The sequence below is a fragment of the Streptomyces altiplanensis genome (assembly GCF_053591575.1).
On the sequence record NZ_JBSFUB010000076.1, the window covers coordinates 18,309 to 34,590 of the forward strand.

The 16,282-nt window shown below is 72.6% G+C and carries 18 protein-coding genes; 8 read left to right on the forward strand and 10 right to left on the reverse strand.

From position 1 onward, the window contains the following. Positions 1–52 precede the first annotated feature (52 nt). Both ACWD0Y_RS27050 and ACWD0Y_RS27055 read right to left on the reverse strand, forming a co-directional pair. Entirely contained in the window at positions 53–1,324 is a 1,272-nt protein-coding gene (locus ACWD0Y_RS27050; protein WP_450262952.1) for a L,D-transpeptidase, read from the reverse strand. A 192-nt stretch (positions 1,325–1,516) separates the two neighbouring features. Continuing rightward, complete coding sequence (locus ACWD0Y_RS27055; RefSeq protein WP_450262938.1) at positions 1,517–1,861, reverse strand: hypothetical protein; 345 nt, start codon at positions 1,859–1,861, stop codon at positions 1,517–1,519. Positions 1,862–1,970: 109 nt separating this feature from the next. Between ACWD0Y_RS27055 and ACWD0Y_RS27060 the strand changes: the two genes are divergently transcribed. Then, positions 1,971–2,267 carry a hypothetical protein gene (locus ACWD0Y_RS27060; protein ID WP_450262939.1) on the forward strand — a complete coding sequence of 99 codons (297 nt, stop codon included), beginning with the start codon at positions 1,971–1,973 and terminating at the stop codon, positions 2,265–2,267. 36 nt (positions 2,268–2,303) lie between these two features. Here the strand turns inward: ACWD0Y_RS27060 and hutH are convergent, their stop codons facing one another. The 5 genes from hutH to ACWD0Y_RS27085 all read right to left on the reverse strand — a co-directional run bounded on the left by hutH (position 2,304) and on the right by ACWD0Y_RS27085 (position 8,312). After that, entirely contained in the window at positions 2,304–3,857 is a 1,554-nt protein-coding gene (gene hutH, locus ACWD0Y_RS27065; RefSeq protein WP_450262940.1) for a histidine ammonia-lyase, read from the reverse strand. 112 nt (positions 3,858–3,969) lie between these two features. Beyond that, positions 3,970–5,118, reverse strand: coding sequence for a diguanylate cyclase domain-containing protein (locus ACWD0Y_RS27070; RefSeq protein WP_450262941.1), 1,149 nt, complete (start codon positions 5,116–5,118; stop codon positions 3,970–3,972). 45 nt (positions 5,119–5,163) lie between these two features. Beyond that, entirely contained in the window at positions 5,164–5,982 is an 819-nt protein-coding gene (locus ACWD0Y_RS27075; protein WP_450262942.1) for an enoyl-CoA hydratase/isomerase family protein, read from the reverse strand. Positions 5,983–6,023: 41 nt separating this feature from the next. Continuing rightward, positions 6,024–7,325, reverse strand: coding sequence for an adenylate/guanylate cyclase domain-containing protein (locus ACWD0Y_RS27080; RefSeq protein ID WP_450262943.1), 1,302 nt, complete (start codon positions 7,323–7,325; stop codon positions 6,024–6,026). Between the two features lie 105 nt (positions 7,326–7,430). Continuing rightward, positions 7,431–8,312, reverse strand: coding sequence for a biotin--[acetyl-CoA-carboxylase] ligase (locus ACWD0Y_RS27085; RefSeq protein WP_450262944.1), 882 nt, complete (start codon positions 8,310–8,312; stop codon positions 7,431–7,433). Positions 8,313–8,417: 105 nt separating this feature from the next. Between ACWD0Y_RS27085 and ACWD0Y_RS27090 the strand changes: the two genes are divergently transcribed. After that, positions 8,418–9,998, forward strand: coding sequence for an acyl-CoA carboxylase subunit beta (locus ACWD0Y_RS27090; RefSeq protein ID WP_450262945.1), 1,581 nt, complete (start codon positions 8,418–8,420; stop codon positions 9,996–9,998). A gap of 24 nt (positions 9,999–10,022) precedes the next feature. Further along, positions 10,023–10,229 (forward strand): acyl-CoA carboxylase epsilon subunit, encoded by a 207-nt coding sequence (locus ACWD0Y_RS27095; protein ID WP_093799359.1) that lies wholly within the window; start codon positions 10,023–10,025, stop codon positions 10,227–10,229. 78 nt (positions 10,230–10,307) lie between these two features. Here ACWD0Y_RS27095 and ACWD0Y_RS27100 read toward each other — a convergent pair whose 3' ends face one another. Next, positions 10,308–11,573: a GDSL-type esterase/lipase family protein gene (locus tag ACWD0Y_RS27100; protein ID WP_450262946.1), complete on the reverse strand. Its 1,266-nt coding sequence runs from the start codon at positions 11,571–11,573 to the stop codon at positions 10,308–10,310. Positions 11,574–11,645: 72 nt separating this feature from the next. On the opposite strand from ACWD0Y_RS27100, the gene ACWD0Y_RS27105 reads away from it, so the two are divergent. The 3 genes from ACWD0Y_RS27105 to ACWD0Y_RS27115 all read left to right on the forward strand — a co-directional run bounded on the left by ACWD0Y_RS27105 (position 11,646) and on the right by ACWD0Y_RS27115 (position 13,149). Further along, complete coding sequence (locus ACWD0Y_RS27105; protein WP_093799361.1) at positions 11,646–12,278, forward strand: TetR/AcrR family transcriptional regulator; 633 nt, start codon at positions 11,646–11,648, stop codon at positions 12,276–12,278. Positions 12,279–12,349: 71 nt separating this feature from the next. Next, the gene (gene mmpB / locus ACWD0Y_RS27110; RefSeq protein WP_093799362.1) at positions 12,350–12,478 is read left to right on the forward strand and encodes a morphogenic membrane protein MmpB; all 129 of its coding nucleotides are present in this window, start codon (positions 12,350–12,352) and stop codon (positions 12,476–12,478) included. 56 nt (positions 12,479–12,534) lie between these two features. Continuing rightward, positions 12,535–13,149 carry a Maf family protein gene (locus ACWD0Y_RS27115; RefSeq protein WP_450262947.1) on the forward strand — a complete coding sequence of 205 codons (615 nt, stop codon included), beginning with the start codon at positions 12,535–12,537 and terminating at the stop codon, positions 13,147–13,149. On the opposite strand, the gene pdxR is transcribed toward ACWD0Y_RS27115, so the two are convergent. After that, the gene (gene pdxR, locus ACWD0Y_RS27120) at positions 13,130–14,683 is read right to left on the reverse strand and encodes a MocR-like pyridoxine biosynthesis transcription factor PdxR (protein ID WP_450262948.1); all 1,554 of its coding nucleotides are present in this window, start codon (positions 14,681–14,683) and stop codon (positions 13,130–13,132) included. The genes ACWD0Y_RS27115 and pdxR overlap by 20 nt on opposite strands. A gap of 28 nt (positions 14,684–14,711) precedes the next feature. On the opposite strand from pdxR, the gene ACWD0Y_RS27125 reads away from it, so the two are divergent. Next, on the forward strand, positions 14,712–15,317 hold the full coding sequence (locus ACWD0Y_RS27125) for a LysE family translocator (protein WP_450262949.1): 606 nt from the start codon (positions 14,712–14,714) through the stop codon (positions 15,315–15,317). Positions 15,318–15,358: 41 nt separating this feature from the next. On the opposite strand, the gene ACWD0Y_RS27130 is transcribed toward ACWD0Y_RS27125, so the two are convergent. Continuing rightward, positions 15,359–15,829 carry a hypothetical protein gene (locus ACWD0Y_RS27130; RefSeq protein WP_450262950.1) on the reverse strand — a complete coding sequence of 157 codons (471 nt, stop codon included), beginning with the start codon at positions 15,827–15,829 and terminating at the stop codon, positions 15,359–15,361. 363 nt (positions 15,830–16,192) lie between these two features. On the opposite strand from ACWD0Y_RS27130, the gene ACWD0Y_RS27135 reads away from it, so the two are divergent. Beyond that, positions 16,193–16,282, forward strand: a 90-nt coding sequence (locus ACWD0Y_RS27135) for a biotin carboxylase N-terminal domain-containing protein (RefSeq protein ID WP_308427085.1), incomplete at its 3' end; no start/stop codon positions are given.

A 16,282-nucleotide genomic window follows, 5' to 3' on the forward strand; every position in this document is an offset into this window, starting at 1 on the left:
CCGCCGCCGCGCTTGCTGCGGAGAGCCGGGGAAGGGGCTCGGAGAGCTCGGATCAGACCGCGGAGCCGGCCTTCCACTGCTCCCAGTCCATGTTCCAGCCGTTGAGGCCGTTGTCGGGCTTGATGGTCTTGTCCGGGGAGTTCTTGACGATGACCACGTCGCCGACGAGGGAGTTGTCGAAGAACCACGCGCCGGGCTGGTTCGGGTCGTTCGCGCCCTTGGCGTCGTTCAGGCCCACGCAGCCGTGGCTGGTGTTGGCGCTGCCGAAGATCGAGTCGGCGCCCCAGTAGTTGCCGTGGATGAACGTGCCCGACGTGGACAGCCGCATGGCGTGCGGCACGTCCTTGATGTCGTACTCGCCCTTGCCGTCGTCGTCCGTGAAGCCGACCGTCGCACCGTTCATCCGGGTCTCCTTGAACTTCTCGGAGATCACCATCTGGCCGTTGTACGTCGGGTTCTCGGGCGCGCCCGCGGAGATCGGGATGGTCTTGACCGTCTTGCCGTCCTGCGTGACCGTCATGGTCTTCGTCTGGGCGTCGACGGTGCTGACCTGGTTGCGGCCGACGGTGAAGGTGACGGTCTTGTCCTGGACGCCGTAGACGCCCTCGGCACCCTCGACGCCGTCGAGGGCCAGCTTCATGGTGACCGTCGAGTCCTCCTGCCAGTACTCCTGGGGGCGGAAGTCGAGCCGCTGCGGGCTGAACCAGTGGCCGACGACTTCCTGGCCGCTGCTCGACGTGACCGTGATGCCCTTCTGGACGGCGGCCTTGTCGGTGATCGGCTTGTCGAAGTTGATCGACACCGGCATGCCGACGCCGACCTTGGAGCCGTCGTCGGGCGTGAAGTTCCCGATGAAGCTGTTGGCGGGCGAGACGGTGGTGAAGGACCCGTTCTCGTGCGCCTCACGACCCTCGGAGTCGGCCGCCGTCGCCGAGATCTTGTACGTCGTCGAGCGCTCCAGCTGCGCGTCCGGCTTCCAGCTGCTGCCGTCGGCGGTGATGGTGCCCGCCACCTTCTCACCGGCCGACGAGGTCATCGTGACCTCGGTCAGCTTGCCGTCGCTGACGGTGACCTTGGTGCCGCGGTTGATGCTGACGTTGTCGGCCCCGCCCTTGGGCGTGATCGCTATTCGCGCCTTGGAGGTGTCCTTGGCCGCCGCCTCGTCGACCTCGGCCTGTGACTTCTTCGAGCTCTCGGCAGCCGTGGCGCCGCCCTTGTCGCCGCCGTCGCTGCAGGCCGAAAGGACCAGAACGCCGCTGAGCAGTGCGGACGCGGCCACAAGACCCCTGCGCCGCTTGCTGTCCGTCATCACACGCTTCTCCATCATTGCCGATTCCCCACAAATCCCCGGGCAGGGGCGCTGGGCAGCGTCTCCCTGCCAATGCCTTAGAACTCCTGGACCGATACGTCCGTTCCACATCTGGGAAGAATGTGGGGAACACCACTCATCGACGCGGCCACACCGCCGCCGGTTGCGGCGGCGGCGCGTTCTTCCTCGCCGGGCCTCCCCGAGAAGTCACTCGGGCCCTTCTTCGTCGTCTTCGTCGTCTTCGTCGTCCTCATCCAGGTCCCACTCCACGGCGTCCGGGTTGTAGTCGATCCGCTCGCTGCTCCACGACGCCTGCGCGAGCTCCACCCCGGGTACGTCGCCGATCAGGTCGAACGGGTCCACGAGGTGGGCGAGGGCCTCCGCGACGTCTTCCCGCACCGCGGACCGGGCATGCGTCCGTTCGGCGTCCTGGGCGTGCGTGTCTTCCGTGACGTGGGCGAGAGCGGCTCCGGTGAGCGCTTCGGGATCGGAAATTTCCAGCACCAATTCCACCTGGAGCCGGACAAAGCGTGACGTGTCAGTTGCGTTCATGCGTCGGAGCGTAGGCCCACGGGCCCTCGCGACTTTCCTGCGACCCGCTGCTTTCATTAGCATCGGCGTACACGGCCAATTCCCGGTTGCCTCAAGGGGGATCGATTACGTGTCCGCACGCCGACCGCTGCTGACCGCCACCGCTGCGGGCACACTGCTGTGTGCTCTGTGGTTCGTCCCGTCCGCCAACGCGACGGCGGAGAAGGAGACACCAGCCCAGCCCCCCGCCCAGTCCCAGTCCCAGCCCCAGTTCCAGCAGGCCGGGATGAGCGCCTCGCAGGATCTCGCGCTCGCCGACACGGGCAGCGTGGACACGACCCCGTATCTGATCGGCGGGACGGCGTTCCTCGGCGTGGGCGCCGGTTTCCTGGCGTTCTCGATGCGCAGGGCCGCGCGCCTGGTCTGACGCGCGGCCCCTGTCGCCCTCCGGCGTTCCGTCCGGTTACGCGAGGGGCCCGGTCACTGCCGTGACGGCCTCGACGAGCCCGCCCGCCCGCACGAAGGCGTCGGCGGCGGCGAGGTCGGGCGCGAGGTAGCGGTCCGGCCCGGGGCCCTCGACCCCCGCTTCCCGTACGGCCTTGATGACGGCCTGCGAGGCGGGCGCGGGGGTGAGTCCCTCGCGCAGCTCGATGCCGCGCGTGGCGGCGTACAGCTCGACGGCGACGATCCGCGTCAGGTTGTCGATCGCGGTACGCAGCTTGCGCGCCGCCGACCAGCCCATGGAGACGTGGTCCTCCTGCATGGCGGAGGACGGGATCGAGTCGACCGAGGCGGGAGCCGCGAGCCGCTTCATCTCGCTGACCAGGGCGGCCTGCGTGTACTGGGCGATCATCAGGCCCGAGTCGACGCCGGCGTCGTCGGCGAGGAAGGGCGGCAGCCCGTGCGACCGGTTCTTGTCGAGGAGCCGGTCGGTGCGGCGCTCGCAGATGGAGCCGAGGTCGGCGGCGGCGATGGCGAGGAAGTCGAGTACGTACGCGACGGGCGCCCCGTGGAAGTTGCCGTTGGACTCGACCCGGCCGTCGGGCAGGACGACGGGGTTGTCGACGGCGGAGGCGAGCTCCCGCTCGGCGACGGTCAGCGCGTACGCGATCGTGTCGCGCCCGGCGCCGGCGACCTGGGGGGCGCAGCGCACGGAGTAGGCGTCCTGGACGCGCGGGGCGTCGCCTGTGACCTCGGCGTGCCGCCCGGTGAGGCCGGAGCCGGCGAGGACGCGGAGCATGTTGTCGGCGGACGCGCCCTGGCCCGGGTGGGGCCGGATGGCGTGCAGCTCGGGCGCCAGGACCTTGTCGGTACCGAGCAGCGCTTCGAGGCTGAGCGCGGCGGTGATGTCGGCGGAGGTGTAGAGCCGCTTCAGGTCGTCTATCGCCATGAGCAGCATGCCGAGCATGCCGTCGGTGCCGTTGAGGAGGGCCAGGCCCTCCTTCTCGCGCAGCTCGACGGGCACGATGCCGTGCGCGGCGAGCAGCTCCCCGGCGGGGCGGACAACCCCGTCGGGGCCTTCGGCGTCACCCTCGCCCATCAGGGCGAGGGCGCAGTGACTGAGGGGGGCGAGGTCGCCGGAGCAGCCGAGTGAACCGTACTCGTGGACGACGGGGGTGATGCCGGCGTTGAGGAGGTCCGCCATGGTCCGGGCGACGTGCGGCCGTACGCCGGTGTGGCCGGAGGCGACGGTCTTGAGCCGCAGGAACATCAGCGCGCGGACGACCTCGCGCTCGACGTGCGGGCCCATGCCGGCGGCGTGCGACCGGACGATGTTGCGCTGCAACTGGGCGCGCAGGTCCTGGCTGATGTGCCGGGTCGCGAGGGCGCCGAATCCGGTCGAGACGCCGTAGACGGGCTCGGGCTTGGCGGCGAGCGCGTCGACGATCTCGCGCGATGCGGCGAGGGCGGCGAGGGCCTCCTCGGAGAGCTCGACCCTGGCGTGGTGCCGGGCGACGGCGATGACATCCGCTGCGGTCGTTCCGGACGTCCCCAGCACGACTGTTTGCATATCCATATTCAGAACCCTACGGACTGAATCCCTTCCTGTCACTACCCGACCGGCGGTTGACCCCTTACCCGGCGCCGGACCCGCGGCTGCCCGCGGCGCCGCTCCCCGGCCCGCCCCCTCACTCCTCCGGCCACCGTCCCCGGAACGCCCGCCGCTCGTGCGGCGCGGCCGGGGGCGCGTCCGCGAGCCGGACCACCGCCCCGTCCCGCCCCGCGACCACCGGCTTCGCCGACCGTGCCGCCTTCGCCCGGTACTGCGCCGCGTCCGCCAGCCGGAAGAGGCGGCGCGCGGTGCGCACCGGCCCGATCGGATCGCCGGTCGAGGCGACGCCGCACGCGACCCCCTCCCCCAGGTCCATCTCCGCCGCCCGTACGCACAGGGCCTCGGCCACCCTCACCACCGCGTCCGACGACGGCCCCACCGCCAGCAGGCAGAACTCGTCGCCCCCGAGCCGCGCCGCCAGCGCCCCCGGCAGCATCGCGCCGCACACGGACAGCACCGAGCCGAAGCGTTCCAGCAGGCGGTCGCCCACCGCGTGGCCGAGGGAGTCGTTGACCCGCTTCAGGCCGTTCAGGTCACAGACGACCAGGCTGACGACCGTCCCGGACTCCCGGTGCCGCTCCACCGCCTCGTCGAGCCCCATGTCGACGGCCCGCCGGTTCGCCAGCCCCGTCAGCGGGTCGGTGAACGCGAGCTTGCGGACCTCCTCCAGCAGCTCCGTCTGGGCGATCCCGGCCGCCACCACCGACGCGAGCACCGTCGCGAAGTCCGCGTCGGGGCGGCCGAAGACGGGCTCCCCGGCCGGCCGCGCCACATAGAGCTCCCCCCACGCCTGTCCCCGCAGCACGATCGGCGCGACCACGCACGACCCGCGCCCGCGCCGCCGCAGCGCCGCCACCCGCTGGTGGCAGTACCCGGAGGAGCCCTCAGCCCCCTCCGGGGGCCCCTCCGCCGTCTCGACCCACGCGTGCGGCCCGCCCCCGCCCGCCCACTCCTCGTGGAGGAACTCCGCGATCTCCGGAAACCGGTGCACGGGATAGGTCTCCTCCTCGGGGAACTCCTCCTCCCCCACCGCCCGTGCCCCCGCGTTGACGAGCACCCGCAGCCGCCCCAGTTCGCGCTCCCACACCGAGACCGCCGCGAAGCTGCCCCCCAGCGCCTCCTTCGCCCCCAGCGCGGCCGCCCGCCAGGACTCACGCGGGGTGCGCGCCGCCGCCATGGCCTGCGCCAGCGTCACCACGGCCCGCAGCCGCGCATCCTCACCCATCTCCTCAGCTTAGGGATTTCGAGGAGATTTGTATCGATACGATCCTTACTCGCTTTCCCCGCCCCACTCGCCCGGCCACCGGGGCGCGCGCTTCTCGTTGAACGCTGCCACGCCCTCCGCCCGGTCGCCCGAGAAGGCCACCGACCGCCACGCCGCGTCCTCGACCTCCAGGCCGGCCCGCAGGTCGAGCCCGTGCCCGAGCCGCATCGCCCGCTTCGCCGCCCGCAGCCCCACCGGCGAGTTCCCGGCGATCCGCGCCGCCAGCGCCAGCGCCTCCTCGCGGTCCTGGCCGGCGTCCACCAGCTGGTCCACCAGACCGAGCCCGGCCGCCTCCGCCGCCTCCACCCGCCGCGCCGTGAACACCAGCTCCGCCGCCCGCGCCGCCCCGACCCGCCGGGGCAGCAGCTGCGTACCGCCGCCGCCCGGGATGACGCCCACCGACACCTCGGGCAGCCCGACCACCGCCGTGCGGTCCGCCACGATCAGGTCGCAGGCCAGCGCCAGCTCGAAGCCCCCGCCCAGCGCGAAGCCGTGCACGGCGGCGATCGTCGGCATGGGCAGCTCCAGCACGCCGGTGTACGCGCCCCGGGAGACCGGGCGCTGGCGTACCAGCTCGGCGTCCGTGAAGGAGTTGCGCTCCTTGAGGTCCGCCCCGACGCAGAAGGCCCGCTCGTTGCTGGACGTCACCACCGTCACCCGTACCCGCGGGTCGGCGCCCAGCGCGTCGCACGCCGCCCCGATGGAGCGGGCCATGTCCGTGGACACCGCGTTCATCGCCTTGGGCCGGTCGAGGACCAGCTCGGCGACGTACCCGTGCCTGCGTACGCCGACGAACTCCCCGAAGCGTTCCTGTTCCCCGCTCATGCCGCACACCCTCCCGGTTAACGATCGTTACCGGGAGGATCCTAGGTGGGGCGCCTGGTCAGAAGCCATGGTTCGACCGTGCCGAGTCCGCGCACCGGCCGCTGCCACATCGGCTGGAGCGCGAACCGGTACGAGGGCGGGGTGACGCCCTCCTGCTCCGCCTTCTCCGCCTCGGCCGACGCCTGCGCCTCGGAGACCGGCGCGTCACCGGTCCGCGACAGCTCCTCGGCGAGCGCCCCGTCGACGAGGAGCGCGTTCTTCGGCGCTATCGAGGTGAGCCGGCTGGCCAGGTTCACGGTCGTGCCGAAGACGTCGCCCATGCGGGTGGTGACCGTGCCGAAGGCGATGCCGACGCGCAGGGCCGGCATCATCTGGTCGGCCTCCATGGTCTCGATGAGCCGCAGCGCGATCTCCGCCGCCGTGCCCGCGTCGTCCGCCGCGTAGAGGACTTCGTCGCCGAGCGTCTTGATGAGCCGGCCGCCGTGGGCCGCGACGAGGTCCGCGCAGGTCGTCTCGAACGCCTCGACCAGCTCGCCCAGCTGCTCCTCCTCCAGGCGCCGCGTCAGCCGCGTGAACCCGACGAGGTCCGCGAAGCCGACCGCGAGCCGCCGGTCGACCATCTCCTCGTCGTCGGCGGCCTGCACGACCCGCCCGGTGGCGGCGGCCAGCTGGCGCCGCCAGACGTAGCGCAGGAACTCCTCCAGCTCGGGCAGGAGCAGCTCGACGAGCGGATACGTGACCTCGGTACGGGTCATGCCGGGCTCGGGCGGCTCGGTCAGCCCCTCCAGGAAGGAATCGATCTGCCATTCCGCCAGCCGGGCGGTGGTCTGCCCGGTGGACCGGGCGACCTGCACCGCCATCGGCTCGCTGAGCAGCCCCGCCTCGACGAGGCCGGCGAGCCGCCGCAGGGCCAGGACGTCCGCCTCGGTCAGGGCCTTGGCCTGCCCGATGTCGGCGAAGCCCATGGCCCGCCAGAACCGGGAGGCGAGGTCCATGGAGACGCCGGCGGTACGGGCGGCCTGGAAGGGGGTGTAGCGGCGCTCGGCGCCGAGGATCAGCTGCTCCAGGCGGATGGCGAGCGGATCGTCGGTCGGCTCCGCGGTGTGGTCGACGGCGTGGTGGGGCGTGGGGTACGGCGACGGCTCCACGGCGGCGGGCACCCCGCTCCCGGACCCGTCCGCCCGGACGACACCGTGGACCGGGCCCGCGCCGGGGCCGGACGGGGCCGCCGCACCCGCGGAGGGCTCCTTGCCCGCACCGGAGGGCGCGGGCGTGCCGGACTCCGGGTCCGTGTCCCGGTCCCGCCGCTCGCCCGCAGGGGACCCCGTGTCGTCGACGGTCACGTACCGCCTCCTGCCCGTTCCCTGCGCACTGCCCTGTGTCCTGCCGATCGTCTGTCGCGCGATCCGTCGCGGATCGCCTCAACGATACGGCAGGTGTGCCCTACCTCACTCCCCCGTCCCGTGCGTCCCCTCCGCGCCCGGCCCCGGCCTGAGGTGGACGACGTCACCGGCCCCCACCGGCTGCTGGACCCCCTCCTCCGTCGCCAGCACCAGCCGCCCGTGGCCGTCGACGGCCACCGCCTCGCCGGTCACCGACCGGCCGCCGGGCAGTTCCGCCCGCACCGTGCGGCCGAGCGTCGCGCACCCCGCCACGTACGCCTCCTGGAGCCGGCAGGCCGCCGGATCGCCGTCTGCCGCCCGCCATTCGCCGTACCACTGTCCGAGCGAACGCAGCACGGAACGCAGCAGCGGATCGCGGTCCGTGGAGACCGCTCCGGCGAGCGCGAGCGACCCCGCGCCGGGGACCGGCAGCTCCTCCTCCGTCAGGGTGACGTTGATGCCGATGCCGACGACGACACCGTCCGCCGCCCGCTCGGCGAGGATGCCGCCGGCCTTGCGTTCCTCGCCGCCGACTGTCACCAGGAGGTCGTTGGGCCACTTGAGTGCCGTGTCGGCGCCCGCGGACCGGGACAGCCCGGTCGCCACCGCGACGCCGGCGAGCAGCGGCAGCCAGCCCCACTTCTCGGCGGGGATCCCGGTGGGCTTGAGCAGTACGGAGAAGAACAGCCCGGAGCGCGCGGGCGCCGACCAGCGCCGGTCGAGGCGTCCGCGGCCGCCGGTCTGCTCCTCGGCGACGAGCACCGCGCCTTCGGGCAGCTCCTGGGCCCGCGCGGCCAGGTCGGTGTTGGTGGAGCCGGTGGAGGGCACGACGTCCAGGGACGTCCACAGGCCGCCCTCCCGCACCAGTGCGCGGCGCAGCGCGTCGGCGTTGAGCGGCGGCCGGCCGAGGTCGGACCAACGGCTGTCTGAAGCATCGGGAGGCGTCATGCAACCCAGCGTAGGTGTGGCAAACGACGCACTGCCGAGCGGCACACGCGCCGCTACGCTACGTGCCAGTAGCCGTCCGCTGACCAGGCAGGGAGCCGCATCCCGATGTCCGAGCCCGAGACAGACATTCACACCACCGCGGGCAAAATCGCGGACCTGCAGCGCCGCATCGACGAGGCGACGCATGCGGGCTCCGCGCGCGCGGTCGAAAAGCAGCACGCCAAGGGCAAGTTGACGGCCCGTGAACGGATCGACCTGCTCATGGACGAGGGGTCGTTCGTGGAGCTCGACGAGTTCGCCCGGCACCGCTCGACGAACTTCGGCATCGAGAAGAACCGTCCGTACGGCGACGGCGTGGTGACCGGCTACGGCACGGTCGACGGCCGCCCCGTCTGCGTCTATTCGCAGGACTTCACGATCTTCGGCGGGTCGCTCGGCGAGGTCTACGGCGAGAAGATCGTCAAGGTCATGGACTTCGCGCTGAAGACCGGCTGCCCGGTCGTCGGCATCAACGACGGCGGCGGCGCGCGCATCCAGGAGGGCGTCGTCGCGCTCGGCCTGTTCGCCGAGATCTTCCGCCGCAACGTCCACGCGTCGGGGGTCGTGCCGCAGATCTCGCTGATCGTCGGCCCGTGCGCCGGCGGCGCGGTCTACTCGCCCGCGATCACCGACTTCACGGTGATGGTCGACCAGACCTCGCACATGTTCATCACCGGCCCCGACGTCATCAAGACGGTGACCGGTGAGGACGTCGGCTTCGAGGAGCTCGGCGGCGCGCGCACGCACAACACCACGTCGGGCGTCGCGCACCACATGGCGGGCGACGAGAAGGACGCGATCGAGTACGTCAAGTCGCTGCTCTCGTACCTGCCTTCGAACAACCTCAGCGAGCCGCCGGCCTTCCCGGAGGAGGCGGACCTGGAGACGTCCGGCGAGGACCGCGAGCTGGACACGCTCATCCCGGACAGCGCCAACCAGCCGTACGACATGCACACGGCCATCGAGCACGTCCTGGACGACGGCGAGTTCCTGGAGACGCAGGCGCTCTTCGCGCCCAACATCATCACCGGCTTCGGCCGGGTCGAGGGCCGGCCGGTGGGCATCGTCGCCAACCAGCCGATGCAGTTCGCCGGCTGCCTGGACATCAACGCGTCCGAGAAGGCCGCGCGCTTCGTCCGCACCTGCGACGCGTTCAACGTGCCGGTGCTCACCTTCGTGGACGTGCCGGGCTTCCTGCCGGGTGTGGACCAGGAGTACGGCGGCATCATCCGGCGCGGCGCCAAGCTGATCTACGCGTACGCGGAGGCGACCGTCCCGCTGATCACGGTCATCACGCGCAAGGCGTTCGGCGGTGCGTACGACGTCATGGGCTCCAAGCACCTGGGCGCGGACCTGAACCTGGCGTGGCCGACCGCGCAGATCGCGGTGATGGGCGCGCAGGGCGCGGTCAACATCCTGCACCGGCGCACCATCGCCGCCGCCGAGGACCCGGAGGCGGTCCGGGCGGAGCTGATCTCCGACTACGAGGACACGCTGCTGAACCCCTACGTCGCCGCCGAGCGCGGTTACGTGGACGCGGTGATCATGCCGTCGGACACCCGCCGGCACATCGTGCGCGGGCTGCGTCAGCTGCGCACGAAGCGGGAATCCCTCCCCCCGAAGAAGCACGGCAACATCCCCCTCTAGGAGCTCCAGAAAGGGCCGTTGACGATGATCAAGGTCGTACGGGGCAACCCGACCCCGGAGGAGCTGGCCGCCGCCCTGGCGGTGGTCCAGGCACGCGCCGCGGCGGCGGCCGGCCCGCCGTCCGGCGCGGCGCAGCCGCCGGCCGCCTGGTCGGACCCGGCCAGGGTGGCGCGGCGGCGGCTGCCGCAGCCGGGGCCGACGGCGTGGGGCCGGACGTACTGGCCCGGCTAGACGCAGCGACGTGAAGGCGTGAAGGCCGGACCCGCGCGCAGGTGGCGGGGCCGGCCTTCGGCGTGTCCGCCGGGGCCTCTAGAGGACCTCGGCGACGGTCTGCGCCATCAGCCGGTAGCCCGCGTCGTTGGGGTGCAGCGCGTCGCCGTGGTCGTACGCCGGGTCGAGGCGGTCGGGGTCGGCCGGGTCGGCGAGCGCCTTGTCGAAGTCGGCGTACGCGTCGAACTCTCCCGACGTGCGGATCCAGTGGTTCACCTCGTCGCTGACCTTCGCCGCGTGCGGCCCCCAGTGGTCGGAGCCCTTGAGCGGGAGCAGCGTCGAGCCGACGACCCGCAGGCCCTCGGCGTGGGCGGCGCGGATCAGCTTCCGGTATCCGGCGACGAGTTCGGCGGAGGAGACGACGGGGGACGGCTTGTAGGTGGGCTGGTCCTTCGCCTCGCTGAAGCCGATGTCGTTGAGTCCTTCGAGGATGACGACGGTGGAGACGCCGGGCTGGTCGAGGGCGTCGCGGCCGAAGCGGGCGGTGGCGCGTTCGCCGTACCAGGCGGAGTCGTTGAGGACGAGGTTTCCGCCGATGCCCTGGTTGACGACCGGGCGGCCGGTGCGCTCGGCGAGGGCGTCGGAGTAGCGGCGGTCGGTGTGGGGGGTCGAGCCGAAGCCGTCGGTGATGGAGTCGCCGAAGAGGACGATGCCGTCCTTCCCGCGGGGCCGGGCTTCGCGGACCTCGACGCCGGAGAGGTAGTACCAGGACTGGGTGGAGTCGGTGAAGGCGGCGCCGGAGGCGTCCGCCCGGTGGTCGCCTTCCGCGCGGTAGGTGTCGGTCCATGCCTGGGAGTGGAAGGTGGCGGGTCCGGTGGTGCCCGCGAGGTAGAGGGTGACGCTGACGGACTCCAGCCGCTCCAGGGGCAGCCGGACGGCGTCGCTGCGCAGCTCGCCGCGGGCCGGTATCTCCACGGACCGCTTTCCGGAGAAGGTGAGGTGGCGGACGCTGCCGGGTTCGACGGCGGCGCCCTTCGCCGTACGGGCGACGGTGGCGCCGGTGATCGTGAGCGGCGAGGTCCCGTAGGCGTTGGAGAGGCGGATACGGGCCTGCTCGCCGGCGGCGGTGACGCGGACGACCTGGCGGACGGTCTGGCGGGAGAAGCCCTCCTGGGACCAGTTGGGGGTGAAGCCGGTGCTGGGGAGCTGCGGGGACGCGCCCCAGGCGGCGGTCCAGCGGCCGGCGGACTGCGCGGAGGACGGCGGCTGCGCGGAGGACGGGGGCGGCGCGGCGCCGAGGAGGCCGAGCGCGAGGGCGGAGGCGGCGACGGGGGCGGCGATACGGCGGACCGGGTGGGCGTTCATGACACAGCCCTTTCACTAATGGGAAGCAAGTTCCGTTAAGGTGTGAGGACCGTACCAGACCCGGAGCGTCTAATGGAACAGAATTCCCGTTTGGAACCCGCCGCGCTCACGCCGGGGTCCGTGCGCCCCGGCGGACGGACCGCCAAGGTCCGCGCCGCCGTGCTCGGAGCGACACAGGAGGCGCTGGTGGAGGGGGGCTTCCACGGCCTGAACATGGACCGCGTCGCGGCGAGCGCGGGCGTCGGCAAGACCACGGTCTACCGCCGCTGGGGCTCGGCGGCGGGCCTCGTCGCCGACCTGCTGCGCGACATGGCCGAGCAGTCGGTGCCCGCCGCCGACACCGGCTCTCTGGAGGGCGACCTCCTGGCCAACGCCCGTCTCGTGCACCGGACCCTCACCGATCCGCGCATGGGCCCGGTCTTCCGGGCGGTCATCGCGGCGGCGGCGTGCGACGAGGAGTGCGCGCACGCGCTGAACGGCTTCTACGCGACGCGCATCCGCGCGTGGGCACCGTGCGTGGAGCGGGCGGCGGAGCGGGGGGAGGTCCCGGCCGGCACGGACGCGGGCGAGGTGGTCCGGGCGGTGTCCGCCCCGCTCTACTACCGCTTCGCGGTGAGCCGGGAGCCGCTCGGAGAGGCGGACGCGGCGCGGGCGGCGGGGGCGGCACTGGCTGCGGCGCGAGCCGGAACGTTCACCCGGAATTAGTCCATCGGTACTGGCCCGCCTGAGTACAGGTACTCAGGCGCCGAAGCCGTGCGGGCCGCAGGATCGAAGGCATGCTGTGGTCCGACCCGGAGAACGAGCCTCCGAAAGAGCTGCGTGAGATGCAGGCGATGCTCCGGCGCGCGGGCGTGCTGCTCGCCCTGGCGATGGTGGTGGCGATGTTCGTACTGGGCGTCCACTGACCCGGCCGGCCGGGGACCTGCCCCGCGGGGACGACCGCCCGCGCCGGCGTCCTACGATGAACCGCATGACTGACCCGCGCCGTCGCCTCGTCCTCGCCTCCGCCTCCCCCGCCCGCCTCGGGCTGCTCCGCCAGGCCGGGCTCGCCCCCGAGGTGATCGTCAGCGGCGTCGACGAGGACGCGATCACCGCGCCCACGCCCGGCGAGCTGGCCCTCGTACTCGCGGAGGCGAAGGCCGCGTCCGTCGCCGCCCGCCCCGAGGCCGCCGGCGCCCTCGTCATCGGCTGCGACTCCGTACTGGAACTGGACGGCCGGGCACTCGGCAAGCCCGCCGACGCCGAGGACGCCACCGCCCGCTGGAAGTCCATGCGCGGCCGCTCCGGCGTCCTGCGGACCGGGCACTGCGTGATCGACACCGCCACCGGCCGCCGCACCTCCGCCACCGCGTCCACCACGGTCCGCTTCGGCGAGCCGTCCGACGCCGAGATCGCCGCGTACGTCGCGACCGGCGAGCCCCTCCACGTCGCCGGCGCCTTCACCCTCGACGGCCGCTCGGCCCCGTTCGTCGACGGCATCGACGGCGACCCCGGCAACGTCATCGGCCTGTCGCTGCCGCTGCTGCGCCGGCTCCTCGCCGACCTGGGGACGCCGATCACCGCCCTCTGGGCATGACGTCGCCCAGCACCGCGATCCCCTCCGCGATCCCGCCCGGCGGCGTCGCGGCGTAACCCAGGACGAGTCCGGGGCGGCCCGGGCGCTGCCTGTGCCACGACAGCGGCTGCACCTTGACGCCACGTGCGAGCGCCGCGGCCGCGAGGTCGGTGTCGGTACCGGCGGATCCCGGGCCGGCGGATCCCGGGCCGGCGAAGGTGACCACGAGGTGCAGGCCCGCCGCCGCGCCGTGCACCACCGCCCCCGGCAGGTGTTCCCCGATCGCCGCGATCATCGCGTCCCTGCGGGTCCGGTGCCGCCTGCGCAGAAGGCGCAACTGCCGTTCCATCTCGCCCGATTCCATCAGCCGCGCCAGCACCAGCTGCGGCAGTACCGGGTTGCCGAGGTCGGCGAACCGCTTGGCGTCCACCAGCGCGTCCCGGTACTTCGGCGGCGCCAGCATCCACCCCACCCGCAGCGCGGGCGCGAGCAGCTTGGACACGCTTCCGGCGTAGCAGACGTGCTCCGCGAGCACCGCGCGCAGGGCGGGCACCGGCGGCCGGTCGTAACGGTGTTCGGCGTCGTAGTCGTCCTCGACGATCAGGCCGCCCTCCCCCGCCCACCGCATCAGCTCCCGGCGCCGTACCCCGCCGAGCACCACCCCGGTCGGAAACTGATGGGCCGGGGTCAGCAGGACCGCCCGCGCACCGGTGGCGCGCAGTTCGTCGACCCGCACCCCTTCGGCGTCGACCGCGACCGGCGGGGTCTCCATCCGCCAGTTGCGCAGATGCTGGCGGGTGCCGAGCGAGCCGGGGTCCTCCACCGCCATCGTGCGGATCCCGTCGGCCCCGAGCACCTGCGCCAGCAGCCCGAGCCCCTGGGCGGTGCCGGAGGTGACGAGGACCTCGCCGGCGTCCACCCTGATCCCGCGGTTGCGGGCCAGCCAGTTCGCCACGGCGCGCCGCAACTCCGGTGCGCCGCGCGGATCTCCGTACCCGAGGTCGGACGCCGAGAGGTCCTTGAGTACGGAGCGCTCCGCGCGCAGCCACGCCGTGCGCGGGAACGCGGCCAGATCGGGCACGCCCGGTGACAGGTCGATGCGGGCCGGCGCCGCGCGCAGCGCGTCGAAGACGTCCGGGGCGGACGGCGTCACGGCGAACAGCGCGCCCACCGGCGAACCGGCAGCGGGAGCGGAGCCGGACCCAGGAGCGGGGCCGGCAGAGGGAGGCGGGGCCGCCACGACCACCGTTCCGCCCCGCCCCCGTCCCGCGACATGCCCGTCCTCGGTCAGACGCTGGTACGCCTCCGTCACCACGCCGCGCGACACGCGCAGTTCGCCGGCGAGCACCCGCGTGGCCGGCAGCCGGCTCCCCACCGGAAGACTGCCGTCCGATATCGCGTCCCTGAGCCTGCGGGCCAGCCAGTCCGACAGCCCGCCGGCCGGCGCGTCGTCGGTGTTCAGCTGGAGGAAGTCCGACCCGGACACCGGCGGTGCGGCCGGAGCCGGAGCCGGAGTTATGGACCGGCCGGACGCGTCTCCTTTGGACCTGTGCACCGGGCCATTGTGCCGCCAGGGTGAGCACATGAACACCGAATTCCTACTGACGTCACTGATCGTCGTCGCCACCCCCGGCACCGGCGCGCTGTACACGATGGCGGCCGGCCTCTCACACGGCGCCCGCGCGAGCGCCGTCGCCGCCGTCGGGTGCACGCTCGGCATCATTCCGCACATGGTGGCGGCGATCACGGGCCTCGCGGCGCTGCTGCACACCAGCGCGACGGCGTTCCAGGTCCTCAAGTACCTCGGAGTCGCCTACCTCCTCTACATGGCGTGGAGCACGCTGAGGGACGAGAACGCCCTCACGGCGGAGAAGGAGACCGGACCCCGCCCGGCGGCGAAGGTGATCGCGTCCGGCGTTCTCATCAACATCCTCAATCCGAAGCTCACGATCTTCTTCTTCGCGTTCCTGCCTCAGTTCGTGAGCGCGGGCGAGCCGAACGCGCTGGTGCGCATGGCCGAGTTGAGTGCCGTGTTCATGCTGCTCACCTTCCTCGTCTTCGCCGCCTACGGAAGGTTCGCCGCCGCGATGCGCCACCACGTCCTCTCGCGCCCCCGGATCCTGACCTGGCTGCGCAGGGTCTTCGCGGGCGCGTTCGCCGCCCTCGGCGCCCGGCTCGCGTTCCTCTGAAACCCCGCGCGCGATCCCCGCGCCGCGCCGCGGACGATCCGTCAGGCCGGTGCCGGAGTTCCGCCCTCCGGCCCGGCGGGCGGCGGCGCGTCCGCGACGCCCGTGGCATCGCCCCGTTCCTCCCGCTCGCCGTACGCGACGAGCGACAGCACGATCAGGCCGAGCACGGCCATCATCGCCGCGAACGCGGTCCACCCGACCAGCCCGACCGCCAGCGCCCCGAGCACCCCGTGCACCACCGCGCACGCGATGAGCAGGGTCCGGCCGAGGCGGCCCGGCGCCCGGTCCGCCAGCGCGGCGCGCAGCAGGAAGACTCCGCACGCGACCAGGTAGAGGCCGAAGACGCCGCCCATCACCCATGTCGAGGCGGCCATGACGCCGGAGTCCAGACCGTCCAGGGACATCGACTGGCTGTCGACGACCCTGCCGAGGATCCAGTGGACGCCCACGATCCCGACGGCTTCGACGAACAGCACGGCCGCGGACACGGCAGCGATCGGCCTGCGCGCCATGGCGCCCCACTCTCTTCCGGCTGTTACCCCTAGTACGTGCGCGACGGCCCAAACGCTACTAACGGGTAAACCTCCGTACAAGGGGTCCGGCACCGCCGGTCCCCGGGCAAAGAATCATTCGGCCATTCGTAGGGACTCCACAAAGAAAGCCGCCGCACGGCTGACCGCCCGGACAGAGACCTGTGCCACACCGGACAACTACTGTGCGGTGAAGGAACCCGTCGTACCGTGGTGCGACAAGGGAATTCGCGAATCGCGCGAGCCTCGCATCACGCTCCGTGTGGGCAAGCTCACCATTGGGGACGGGTCGTAGGGCCGTGTCGGCAGTCCCTAAACTCAGCTTGTTTCAAGGAGGGAGCCATCGTGCGCAAGGTGCTCATCGCCAACCGTGGCGAAATCGCTGTCCGCGTTGCTCGGGCCTGCCGGGATGCCGGGATCGCGAGCGTGGCCGTC